Source organism: Rubritalea tangerina (assembly GCF_042683245.1).
GTDB lineage: Bacteria > Verrucomicrobiota > Verrucomicrobiia > Verrucomicrobiales > Akkermansiaceae > Rubritalea > Rubritalea tangerina.
Map to the genome: position 1 here is coordinate 47992 of NZ_JBHUJB010000033.1, position 13712 is coordinate 61703.

The 13712-nt window shown below is 51.5% G+C and carries 4 protein-coding genes; 1 reads left to right on the forward strand and 3 read right to left on the reverse strand.

The features are described 5' to 3' along the window. Nucleotides 1-247 precede the first annotated feature (247 nt). A complete protein-coding gene (locus ACFSW8_RS07675) occupies nt 248-10999 on the forward strand; it encodes a cadherin domain-containing protein (protein WP_377088213.1) in 10752 nt (3583 codons plus the stop codon). Nucleotides 11000-11089: 90 nt separating this feature from the next. Here ACFSW8_RS07675 and ACFSW8_RS07680 read toward each other — a convergent pair whose 3' ends face one another. The 3 genes from ACFSW8_RS07680 to ACFSW8_RS07690 all read right to left on the reverse strand — a co-directional run bounded on the left by ACFSW8_RS07680 (nt 11090) and on the right by ACFSW8_RS07690 (nt 13688). Continuing rightward, complete coding sequence (locus ACFSW8_RS07680; protein ID WP_377088215.1) at nt 11090-12193, reverse strand: AAA family ATPase; 1104 nt, start codon at nt 12191-12193, stop codon at nt 11090-11092. Nucleotides 12194-12223: 30 nt separating this feature from the next. Further along, nucleotides 12224-12979 (reverse strand): hypothetical protein, encoded by a 756-nt coding sequence (locus tag ACFSW8_RS07685; protein ID WP_377088217.1) that lies wholly within the window; start codon nt 12977-12979, stop codon nt 12224-12226. A gap of 64 nt (nt 12980-13043) precedes the next feature. Continuing rightward, complete coding sequence (locus ACFSW8_RS07690) at nt 13044-13688, reverse strand: hypothetical protein (RefSeq protein ID WP_377177881.1); 645 nt, start codon at nt 13686-13688, stop codon at nt 13044-13046. Nucleotides 13689-13712: the final 24 nt, after the last annotated feature.

Here is a 13712-nt window from a genome sequence, read left to right on the forward strand (position 1 = left end):
GTTAGGGAAATCCATATTGCTGGGGGGATGAGGAAGGGGAGTATGATTGTTGAGAAATTTTTTTAGCAATTCTTTGTTAAGATATTTTCGATTTTAGCTGTGGATAAGGTGCAATGAATTTATTTCATACCTAGCTTCATGTTAGAACACGCTGATTTTCAACGGGGAGATGATTCCTAGAGATGAACAGATGTTTGAAGAAGTGGGGGGGATAGATTTGTAAAACCCACAAAAAGACTACCACACAATGAAAAAGAACCACCTCGTATGGGGCGGCGGAATGGCCGTGCTATCGTTGATAGGATATGGTGTATCTACGTATCGCCCTATTCAGAATGTTGAGCAGCCGAATGGGGCTCATCAGATTGTAAAGCAGGATCAGAATGCAGAAGCTGTAGATCGATTGATTCGTCACATTGAGGCGAAGGCACAGGAACCTGAGTTAACCGAAGTGCAGGAGACTGCGCATCAGGTAGAGACTGAGACTCAGGCGTTGATCGATGCCGTGAAGGATGGGAGGCCGCTAGAATTGAAGGTGGCCGGAGTTCAGAGGACCTTATTGTTGAGTCCCAAGAAAGTATTTTCAAAAGAGGCAAAGATTCGGCTCGCTGACGGCAGTGTCTTTTTAGATCCGAGTGATGGGGTGCATGTGTTTGGCGGTATTGTTGCGAGCGACAAAGTCGTGATTGCAGAGGGAGTTGAGGGAGTCGTGCGTGTTGAGGGTGAAGAAGCGGCTGCGATGGGTGCATCTGGCATGCGTCCATCTGAGCTGCTGGCGAGTTTTGATGCGAAGGCGGTGAGCATGTCAGTGGTCGGTGAGCAGTACACTCTTGCGATGCGTAATGCGGGTCGCGATAGAATATTGTTACGCAACAATCCGGCTACTGGGGCGATTGAGATGCGCTATGAGCCGGAGGCTTTACACAAGGAAGCCTTTGGGGTTTGTGACTGTGCAGGATGTGGCCATCCGTCGCATAGCAATGAGGCGGTAGGGATGGAAGAAGCGATGGCTAAAGTTCAGCCACTCGATCCAGAATTGGCAGCACGCTTTGACCAATGGGTCGAGATAGATAGTGTGGTTGCGGGCTTAGGCATTGCACCTGGTGAGAGTTACCAGGCGATTAACACGACACCTGGAATTGACCCGTTGACGGGTATAGGAACGAAGGCTGCGGACCCTATTCCTTTTGGTGAGAAGTATCATGAATCATTGATGGAGTTCCAGTACTGGGCGCAGACTGGGCCTGACTTGCTACCGGGAGATAAGGAAAACCCGACAGACGCGGATATTGCATCGATGTTGACGCGTTTGTTGATCACCTTTGAGGAAATTGATGAGATCTATGAGCGCAACATGGCCACTAAGATGTTAGTGGGTGAGTTGATGATACGCCGTGAGAATGACGGTGGGCCAGACAAGGGGACGATCATGAGTTCTTGGCGTAATGGATCTGAGTCACTGGTGGCGCACGGAAACTTTTATGGTTGGGGAGGTGGCGGTGCAGCTGCGGGTAATTCCTTCAATATATCAAGTTGGACGGTGGGTGCGGCCCACGAATTAGGCCATGTTTTGAGTATGGGCCACTCTGATGGTGGGGATTTGATGGGGCCAGGTGGTGGTCCAGCTCACTTCTGGAGTTATTTAACACCTGGGCCGTATTCGAAGCCAATCACAGCTCATCAGCTATGGCGTGAATTTTCTGGTCGTGCGCAGCTACGCACACGAGGAGTGAAAGAGCATGGGCAGGTAGATGGTGAGAGTGACACTGGGTTACGCACGGCCAATGGCAGTAACAAGTTGCGTCACCCAGCAGAGACTCCTTTTGCGAATGACGACACGGTCGTGACAGCGGTCGACACCATGGTGGAATTTGACCCGAGAGGCAATGATGACAGAGCGACTCCAGGGAGTCCTTATTACAATGAGAACATTGTGATTGAAGAGGTATCTCGCATGGTACCTGCAGGAGCTGGAACTTTGGAGATCACCGACATGGGTAAGAAGCTACGGTTTACTCCGAGTGCTGGTTTTGAAGGTGTGGTGCACTTTAACTATACCTTGCGTGGATCTGTTGGAAACAACGACCGAGGATGGCTTTCAAGGGCTCCCATTGCCATTACTGTTGGAACGCCATCCAGTGTTCCGAACACCGTAGACATTGCAGCGGGACAGGATCAGTGGACCCTATTTGGATCCAACCTAAGTGTGGTGGATACGCCAAGCATGGCGAATATCTTCGTGACAGGTAATCGATTACTTTTACGTGCTCATGCTGATGCTACTGGTTCTGAGCAATTCACATTGAATATTGGAGGGACTGAGCAAGAAGTCACGGTCAACTACAGCAGCCCTAACATTCAGGCGGTTGATGATCTTGTGCAGAGTGATGGTGGGAGGTTACTACGATTTAACCCCTTGGTGAATGATGTGGTCACTGGCCAGCTCCGCAATGAGTGGAATATCAGCACAGTGGTCAAACAATCGCTAGATACTGCGACTGAGAAGCAGACCGATTTTGCAAGGTCTTATGTGCTCACTTCGGCAAGCTTAGATACCCCTAGCATGGGGAGTCTGGAGTTGGAAAAGGTTTTTCACATTTACCCAGATGGCACGACCGGAAATGAGCCGAATGGTTTCTTACGTTTTGAGCCTGCAGCTGGTGCAAGTGGATACGCCGTTATCAGTTATACTGCTAAGGATGTCGATGGGAGAGTGCTCAACGGGACCGCGAGGGTCTTGGTGGGGATTGCTGATGTGGTGCGTCCTGCACGGCCATACACACGTGTGCGTCAGGACCACGGTGTCGTGTTAGAGTCAGTAAAGATTCCGGCAAGTGGTGGGGATTTTACTGGAGTATCGACTCTCCAGTGGGAAGTTGTCAACCAACCTGAGGGAGCCAATGTGAGCTTTGAAGGGGGGAATTCTGAGAATGCGGTGGCCTTCTTTGACAGCCCAGGAAGATACCGTTTACGTCTCAACGCAAGCGACAATGGCCATACCAAGACGGTAGAGAAGTGGGTGATAGTAGAGGCGGATCCCCTTAAGAAGAACCTTGGGGAAGAACGTGGTCCGTGGGCGACAGTCAACCACCGTCAACTGAGTGGATGGAATCAAGGGAGTTGGAACACAAGTGAGCTTGTGAGCGCGGTGAGTGATGATAAATTTGTTGGGCTTATTGATCTTGCTCCAGCGGGTACGGCGACGCGATCGGACGGGAATAATGCCGAGGCTCAGAGTCTTGTGACTCCGTCTGAGTATCATGCTTTTACACAGTATTATGGTAACCAGAATGCTGAGTTTGGAAACAAGGGCAGTGAGGCATGGTGGGAGTTGGACTTAGGTGCTGAGGTGCCTGTCCAGTGGGTAGACGTGCATTTAGCTTTGAGTGCATTGGAAGGGTCCGACTACGGGCGATATGGCCTTGTGGCAAAGTTGTTAGGATCTGACAGAAGTGAAATCCAGTCACAGAAGCTATTACCAAAAAGTGAGCACCATTTTGCGCATCGCATACCGGTTTCCATAGCTGGTGAGCAGACTGTACGTTATGTGCGCATTGAGAAGCCATCGGCGCTCAACACATTGGCCTTATGGGAGGTGCGTGTGATGGGGTATCGCGGTCAAGACGTGGATTTGACAGTCATGGGAACACCAAGTCAATCGACGACTCCTAACAGCGATTTTGATGCCTACAAAGCGATAGATAAGCTGCGTGGTGGGATCAATGGGTCGCGTACTGACACGACTACTGATGGGAATTGGTGGGAGTTGACCTTAGATCAAGAGACACCACTCTCTCAGGTGAGGTTGCATTTAGAGACAGCCATGAGTGGCGGTACCGTGACGGCATATGATGCTGCGGGGACCCAGACTTGGCAGGTGAGTTTAGATGGCAACACGGCGCATTTATTTGATGCGATTCCGGCTAACACACTAGCCAAGCGTGTGCGTGTGGCATTGCCAGCGGGCTTGACGAATGCCTCTGGTGACAAGGCGGTACGCATTAATGAATGTTGGGTATGGGGAGAAAAGGATCATAGTACGCAAACGGCTTGGTCTCAGGTCTCAGGTCCAGGTGCGGCGAGTTTTGCGGATGCATCGGCGTTGCACACCAATGTGACCTTAGCGAGCAATGGCAGTTATGTATTGCGTCTGACAAGTGATGATGGCTGGAACAAGACGGTACGCGATTTTGTGGTCGACTATGACTCTGGAAGTACTGGGCCTGAGGGCTACGGTATTGCAGATCTGGATCTTGGTACAGCTGGAGGCGGGCAGAGTGTTGACCTCTATGCAGCTTTCCAAGATGGCGAGACGGCTGACAATGCGATGAGCTATGAGGTTGTTTCTGTTTCTAACGCTGCGATCTTCGACGGTGATCAGACTGGTGCGATTGCTGACCCTGCAAACTTCAGTTTGAGCACACTTGCTGGCGCGAGTGGTAGCTCTGTGGTGACTGTGCGGGCGACTGATGGGAATGGCAATAGCACGGACATTAGTTTCCAAGTGGATGTTGCTAACAGAGCACCTGAGGTTCCTGGAGTTCTAGAGGTGGTTGTGCCTGAGTTGACACCAGCGAATACAGTGGTGGCTGATCTTGCTCAGTATGTGACTGATGTAGATGGAGATGCTCTCACCTTCACCGTTCACGATGATCTGATCAATCGACGGTATGCGAGCAGCTTAAGTCTAGCCTCGGATGGGAAGCTCAGCATCATTGGCGATTTGCCAGTGGTGGATAGCCAGTACTCTGCGGGAACTTTGATCATTGAAGTCAGTGATGGGGTGAATCACATCCAGAAGTTCTCAGTGCAATTGACCTTAGAGGATGAAAATCGCGCGCCAGATTTAGTTGCTGAAACGGTTGCGATTAGTGAGACGGCAGTTGTGGGAGCCAGCTTCTATCAGCCAAGTTTGGGAGCGAGTAACGACCCGAATGAGTCTTACACATGGGAAATCCTCAGTGGTAATACATCTGGTGATTGGAGCATTGACCCTGCTAGTGGGGCATTGAGCCCGAATGTCGTGATGGATGCTCAGCGTCAAGCGTCCTACAGTCTTGTGCTGCAGGCTACCGATAATGGTACTCCAGCGAAGTCTGCTAGTACGACGATCACGATCAATGTTGGTCTACAGGGGATTTTAGCGGAAGATTACTTTGCTGAAATTCCAGGAAACACGATCGCCGATTTAACAGGGTCCGCAAACTACCCTGACAGTCCAACATCGCGGAGTTTGGTGGCGAGCAATGGTTTCCATTTCCCAAGTAACGGAAATGAGTTTGGTCGTCGAGTTCGAGGTTATCTTACCGTACCTGAGGATGGTGACTATGTCTTCCACATCGCATCGGATGACCATGGTCAGTTTTTACTGAGTACGGATACCGATGCAGCGAATGCGGTGAGTATTGTGCAGCTTAATGGGTATACCTCTGAGTTGAACTTCAATGCAACGAGCAGTGCGGCTGTGAGCCTCATTGCTGGGCAAAAATATTATTTTGAAGCTCTACATAAAGAGGGAGGCGGAGGCGATCACTTGGCGATGGGCTGGTCTGGACCTGGTGGGTTAGACAAGACTCTGATAGCGAGTGAATATTTCGAGCCGCTTGATGACAGTGATGCTGACGGTCTTGAAGACTGGTGGGAGCAAACCTACATTGGCAACCTAGCAGCTGTGGGCAGTGAGGATACGGACCAGGATGGTCTGACTAATGCTCAGGAATTGTTAGTGCACACTCACCCGCTGATTTCAGGACGAGCGCAAGCGTGGCAGCAAGCTATCGCAGGCCATGCCAGTCTTGACCATAGTAGTATTCAGCCTCTTGCGGGGAATGCGACACGCGGTGTTGATTTGACTGGTCTGAGTGGTGATTACACGCTCGAGTTCTTCGTGAATGGAGAAGACCTTGGGCAGAGTGGTGTCGACTTACTCGCAGGCAATGGCTGGGGGCTGAAGTTTGAGCAATGGAACAACCGCGGGGTGATGGGAATCACGCGCTTTGGTTATTCCGATTGGTCCTTCTCAGCGGAGGTTGGTCAAAGTGTCGCCACTCCATATGGAGCCTTAACGCATGTAGTTGCAGTGGTTGATAGCCAGCAAGGGCAGACTCGACTGTACTACAACGGAGTGCATGTGGGGACACTAGGGCAGGTGCCAGCCTTTGCAGGGGCGAATGTGACTTTGGGCTCAAGCAACCTCAGGGATGATGCAGAGAATGGTGTCTACGCCTTTGCCGCATATGATTCGGCATTAAGTGCTAACACGATCATTGCGAACCACGGTGCTTGGCTCGGTAATGTGGCTCCAGTGGCGCAGAACATCCAGGTGAACATCGCTGAGGATAGTGGTGCTGGAAGCTCGTTAGGGAGCTTGTTAGGTCTCGACTATGACAATGGTGATACCTTGAGTTATGCGATAGTGGCAGGCAATGAAAGTGGCTTGTTTGCGATTGATTCTGTGACGGGTGCATTAACTGCGAATGGTGGTTTAGATTACGAGAGTACATCGCAGCACACACTGACAGTTGATGTAAGCGACGGGTCGTTGACCACGAGTGTCACAGTCACAGTCATGGTGACTGACGCGAATGATGCTCCAGCCTTATCAGGTCAGACAGTCGTGGTAGGCGAGGGTCTTGCTGCGGGACAGGTTGTTGCTAGCTTAGTAGCGACAGATCCAGACCAATCAGCTAGCCTCAGCTACAGCATTACAGCTGGCAATGGAGCCGGTCTTTTTGCTGTAGACCCGGCAACTGGAGTTATCACCACTACTGGTCCGCTCGATTATGAGAGTGCTGCGCAGCATGTACTTACGGTGGAAGTGAGTGATGGTTCTCTCACTGACACCGCCACTGTGACAGTGGATGTCACGAACCTTACTAATCTAGCAGCTGGTGATGTCATAGCAGTAGACTTGAGTACTTCAGGGGGGTCCGCAGCGAACTTTAACACGATTGCGGCCTCTGCTGGAAGTGTGAGCAATGTGTTAGATTACAATGACGGTCAGGCTCGCGATGGAGTGAGTGTCACGCTCTCAGTGGTCAATGGCTTGAATGACGACCCTGCTGCGGGGAGCTGGGGTGGAACGGCAGCGGACAGCTACTATGTGACAGCAGCTGACGATATCGCCTATAGTCCAAACCCAATTAGTCTTACATTCAGCGGGCTTGATGACAGCTTACGCTACAACTTGAGAGTCTATGACTTCCTCAGTGGGCAAGATGCAGTGGTAGAAACCATCACTGTTACAGATGGTGCTGGAACCCAACAGACTGTGGAGACGCGCGGAAATATCTGGGCGGCAGCAAGTTTGGAAGATGCAGGTTTGGTTTTCAGTGGTTTGCAGACCGACGGTAGTGGCCAGATCGAACTCAGCGTTTCGAGCGCGGGTGGCTGGTCGATCCTGAATGCAGCAGTGTTAGAAGTCGTATCTCCAAACTCAGCTCCACAGCTAGATGATGTTACATTTGGAATTGCGGAGAATGGAGCAGTGAATGCGAGCGTAGGCACGCTTGTTGCAACTGACCCAGATGCGGGAGATGTGCTGAGCTACACGATTGTTGGTGGCAATGCCTCTGGGTCATTCAGTTTAGACGCGTCTACTGGAGCTCTGACAACGACGAGTGCACTGGATCACGAATCTGCGAGTCAGCATGTACTGACGGTGGAAGTGAGTGATGGGACGTTGAGTGACCAAGCTAGTGTTACGGTCAACGTGGCAGATGTGAATGAAGCGCCTGTGGCAAGTGATGCAGTGGGAGACCTTGCTGAGAATCTCTCAGGCGGCCAGCTTATTGCTACTGTAGCAGCAAGCGACCCAGATGCAGGATCGTTGTTAGGATTTAGTATCACTGCAGGGAATGGCTCTGGTTTGTTTGCTATTGGAGCCAATGGTGAGGTGACGAGCACGGGAGTTCTCGACTTCGAATCAGCTGGCCAGCACGTTCTTACGGTTACTGTGTCTGATGGGGCCTTGAGTGACTCAGCGCAGGTAACAGTGAATGTTACGGATGTGAACGAGGCACCCGTTGCGAATGATGTTGTCGGCTCTTTGGCTGAAAATAGTTCAGCTGGTAGCGTCGTTGCAGTGGTGGGAGCGAGTGATCCTGATGCAGGAGCAAGCTTGACGTACTCGATTACAGCAGGCAATGGCTCTGGGCTCTTTGCCATTGACGGCAGTGGGGCTGTCAGCACGACTGACGAGCTCGACTATGAAGATGTTAGCCAGCATGTTCTCACTGTGACGGTGAGTGACGGTACTCTTAGCGATTCGGCTCAGGTGACAGTGGATGTTACGGACGTAAATGAGGATCCTGTACTTGTTGATAGCGTGGTGAATGTAGATGAAAATGGTGTTGCTGGAACAGCGGTGACGACACTCTCAGCTACTGATCCGGATGCTGGGGCAAGTTTGAGTTATAGCATCACTGCTGGAAATGAAGCGGGGCTTTTTGCTCTTGATTCGGCAAGTGGGGCCATCACAAGCACAGCTGAGTTAGACTTCGAAACTTCGAGTCAGTTTGTCTTAAGCGTGGAGGTGAGCGATGGATCACTCACGGACACTGCGATTGTCACGATTGATGTGAACGACCTCAATGAGGAGCCTGAATTCGTATCAGACCCGATGACTCGCAGCGCATTGTTAGCAAATGAGGCGTATTCTGGTGAGACACTTGCAGGAGCAGCTAGTGATGTAGATCAGAATACCACGCTCAGCTACTCGAAGATCTCTGGGCCAGCTTGGCTGGTTGTGGGATCGGACGGTAGTCTGAGTGGCACACCAAGCAGCAGTGATATAGGCACAAACACCTTCACGGTGGGTGTCGATGACGGCAATGGTGGAACTGCAAGTGCTACCTTAAATATCGATGTTTTAGCTTATCGCATTACCACGAGCTTCCCGAGTTATTGGTCTAACTTTGCATGGGATAGGGCGCTGGATGACGACCCAGCTGTCTTTGCGTGGACAAGTCGACGTGCTCTAGTAGATGACCACTTCACTGTAGAGTATGCTGAGCCTGTTGGACCTGGAGTCTTTGAGATACTCACTGGAGATCCGAGTAATGGTGGAGATGCGCTATCTAGCGGTGTGATGGAAACCTCTGATGATGGGACGAATTGGACTAGCGTCGCTACTTTCAGTGGTGGTGAAGCCCAAGCGACTTTGGCATCAGCTGTGAAGTTTGTACGTCTCCGTGCGACTGCTGAACAAGGTCAATGGTTGAAGATTCGTGAATTTGTTGAGCCGACCAATGCTGATCCAGTAGTTGACGATGCTACATTGTTGGTTTCCGAAGATGTGAGTTCTGGTGCCAGCGTCGGTACTGTCACAGCGACGGATCCGAATGCGGGGGACACGCTGAGCTATGCTATAACGGCGGGCAATGAGAGCAATGACTTCGCTATTGATGCGAATAGTGGTGAAATCACGACTGCAGCGGCATTGGATTACGAGAGTGTTAGCCAATATGTTCTGACTGTGACCGTTACTGACGATGGTGTACCATCACTCAATGATTCGGCTACTATCACGATCAATGTCACGAATGTGAATGAAGGGCCAACTGCCAATGACACGAGTGGAAGTGTGGCAGAAGATGCTACGCTTGGTACTACTGTGGCGACAGTGAGTGCGAGCGATCCTGATGCTGGCGATAGCCTCAGCTACGCAATCACAGCGGGCAATACTGGTGGCGCCTTCGCGATCGATAACAGTGGTGTGATCACTACTGCCACAGCCCTCGATTACGAAACCACTAACAGCTACACACTCACTGTGACGGTCACCGACAATGGTGGACTCAGCGACACGGCAAGTGTGGCAGTGAGTGTCACCGATGTGCTTGAAGTCACTGCAGCAGTGGTGGCAACAGGCAGCGCATCGAACCTAGCAATGACAAGTGCCGACCTCGGCTACAGTATCACTGACGAAGGGGGAGAAGCTCCGAGTGTGACTCTCTACTACGGTGAGACTGATGGTGGCACGACACCCGCAAGCTGGAGCAACAGCGTGGTTCTTGGAACGAAGAATGCCGGAGCGCATGTGGAAAGCATCACGGGTCTGAGTGAGGGCACGAGCTACTACTACACGATTGCTGCGACAAACACAGCAGGGACAGTGTGGGGCAGCAGCGCGAGCTTCACGACCGTGGCGGACACCTCACCTAAGATGGTGCGCACGACTGTGAGTGGCGTTTCTAGCAGCAGCTGGACTAATGTGGATCTCGGCAAGAACTACAACTCGGCAGTGATTGTGGCGACACCGATCTACGCAAATGCCGCGCAAGTGCCGGTGGTGACCCGCATCCGCAACGTGAGTGGCAGCAGCTTCGAAGTGAAGCTTGATAGAGCGGATGGACTGACGGCTGCAGTGAGCTGTGATGTTTCCGTGATCGCTGTGGAAGAAGGGGTTTACACCCTCGCAAGCGACGGCGTGCAGATGGAAGCAGTGAAGTTCACCTCTACGGTGACTGCTGCGAAGTCTAGCTGGTTGGCAGAGGCTCGTAGTTACACTAATAGCTACACCACACCGGTGGTGCTAGGTCAGGTGATGAGTGCGAACGATGCGAACTGGTCCGTGTTCTGGAGCATGGGCAATACCCGCACAGCACCCGCTGATGCGTCTAATCTGAACATTGGTAAGCACGTTGCTGAGGACAGCAACAAGGTGCGAGCTGATGAGACGATTGGTTACATCGTGATCGAAGCCGGTACCGGCAGCATCAATGGTGTGGCCTACAGCGCAGGCTTGGGAGCGGATTCGATCCAGAATACCAGCAACAACGCAGCAGGGTATAGCTACAACATCAGCGGTCTGACATCTGCAAGTGCAGGAGCGCTTAGCTCGGCAGCGATGGACGGCAACGATGGTGGCTGGCCGGTGTTCTTTGAGAACGACGCGTTGAGTGCGAGTGCGATCAAGTTGATCATTGATGAAGACGACATCGGAGACAGCGAGAGCTCGCACACCAGTGAGCAGGTCAATTACCTGATCTTCGAGTAGGAAAAGAATGTGTACGTGAATAAAATGAGAGGCTCTACAGTGTGATGCTGTGGAGCCTCTTTTTTATGAGGAGGCCTCTGCGAGGTAGACTTAATCGAAGCTCCAGACTTTGTGTGAACCGGCGTGCTCTGTGTGGATAGTGGCTCCTGATTGGAGCATCAATTGGATGGACGAAGCGCCTGCTTGGCTGAGGTGACCGGCGAGTTTCTGGTCGTGCGACACCACTAGGAGCTGGGCTTGCGATTCACTGAGAAGTTGGGCAAGGACGGGGTAGATACGAGAGTTGAGGCTCATCTCGGGTTCATTGAAGACCAGTAAATGAGGTTGATGTGGGGAGAGCAGTGCTGCGAGAAGGCAGAGGAACCTCAGGGTGCCGTCAGAGAGTTCTATTGCGGTGAGCGGGCGGGACAGGTCATGTCTGAAGACCTCTAAGCGGAAGTAATTTTGTTCTGCCTCGATTGAGAATTGGAGGTCGGGGAAGGCGCGTGTGAAAAACTCTGAGAGCCGATATTCATTTCCTGATTCGACAATGCTTTGGAGGGCCCCGAGCAGATTGGACCCGTCATCATTCAGGAATGGTGAGTAATAACTCACCTGGGGGTGGCGCAGGATGGAATGTTGGCTGGTATCAAATTCATGGAAGAATCGCCATTCTAGGATTGTGCTACGCACTAGGCAAAGGAATGGGTAGCGGCTGGGGTCTTTGACTTGAGAGAGAATTGACTCGTTAGATAAGAGTGAGAATTCGAAGTGCTCCATGCCTTGGGTATTCTCGCTGAGCATGAGTTGATTGCCCGAGCGTTTCGCCACGGTACGCTGCGAGTTTTTCAACTGGATAGAGACTTTCTCATCTTTGATATCGGGGTCAGTTTTAAAGAAGCTGGGGTCCGTTGGGCTGCTAGGGATGAGTCCAATCTTTGCGTAATAGGTGAAGTCGCTATGTTCGACGCGAATGCTGATGGTTTTTGTTTCATGTCGCTTTCGTTCACCAGCCCAGAGGGCGGAAACCATGCCTCCTTCATTGGCTAAAGCTTGTGCAAAGTTGCCTTCAGCTAATGCTTTCACCAGCAGCAGAGCTTTGTAAAAATTTGATTTTCCAACGCCATTTTCACCGGAGATGACGGTCATCTCTGTGAGATCACAGCTGAGGTCTAGGAGTGATCGATAACCAGAGATGTGAATACGTTTGAGCATGGAGGGGCGGGTGTTGAGAGCAAGGTCTAATTATGCTTTGTAGTTATCTGCTAGCATGCGCCCGAATGGACCTTCGTTCGATCTTTCCTGAACAGAGCGGATCAGTGCCTTCCAACGATTGTTGCGGATGTTGTTATATGAGAGCCCGAACATCCACGGGGAGTCCTGATAACTTTCGTGGAATTCAGCTAGGTAGGCCCGCTCGAAAAATTCTTCACCTGCCACCCAGTCGGCCAAATCTTGTTCTTTTGCAGTTGGCAGAGGGGCCGTAATCGATTGGATGATAGCCGCCAAAGCCAGTGCGAAAAACGGGCGATCCTCCTCGTGGCCGATTGAATCGAGCCTCCATACGAGAAAGCGAGCGGTTGCCGCTTGAGCTTCGGCACCAAGCCAGGCAAGCGAATCAAGCATCTGAATTAGGGTTTCCTTGTCTGGCTCGAAGTTTGGTGTTGCGAGTAAAACCGCGCATGAGAATGCTCGCAGTTTGTGACCACGAAGACCTGTTGATCCCGGCTGCCAATTGGGGGCTTCAGGCTCAGACCATCGAATAAGCTCGAGCACCTCCATCGGAAACCAGTGGTTCAACTCAGCGAGCTCACAGTCATTCCAAATCGGCATGAGTGCTGCCAGGTGCTTCGAGACATCTTGTGCATAGTCAGCCTCGGCAATCTCCTTAAGCATGCTCTCATCGATTTGCCGTCGAAGGTAGTCGACAGCTGACCGCTGCTCGGGAGCGAAATGTTCACGAATCCATGGTGGCATCTGCACTGGAGGTCCTATGAGCATAATGTCGAGTGATCTCAAGCCTGATTTAGGGAGCTATTCCGGCTTGGGTTTAGTTGTAGTTTGATCATGTAGGATTTGAGCACGTGGCGGGCTGGGTGTGGAGAGCGACGCCTTTTTGGGTTGGGTTTATTGGAGTTGTGGAGCCGATAGAATAGTCGAGGTCTGAATAGGTCCGTATGACATCCAGCGGAAAGGCAAAGGCTGCGCCGTCTTGTGTGATATAAAGTTTACCCCGAGAAAACGCTACAATCTCATAATGGTCGATAGGTTCAAGGCTGCGGCGGGAGGGAACCCTCAGATAGTGGGCTGGTTCCTGCCGGCCGTTCATATTCAAAATGAGTATTCGCTGGACCGACCAGCTATGCTCCTCGACGATAAGAAGTTTACGGCTCGTCGGATCGTAAGAGATACGAACTGACGGCTGCAGTTCTGGATTCTTCAGGTCCGCACTTGCCAGTACGCTTTCTCCACCGCTTAAGACTGCACCAGAGCTGCCACGCAGCTCATACCGTGAGAATGTTCTGTACCGATTATTTCCTTCACTGTAGCGATCACCTAGATGGAGAGCCAACTCTGCGGATGGGATCTTCCAGATTGGCGATTTTTTGAGCTTAGTTACTACTGTTAGATTGGGTTTTGGTAAGCTTTCGGGAGTGATTTGGTATGCGGCATATTTCTGTTCAAACTCCTGGATGAACGATGCTGTCACCTTATTCGACGCGAGAGGCTGATC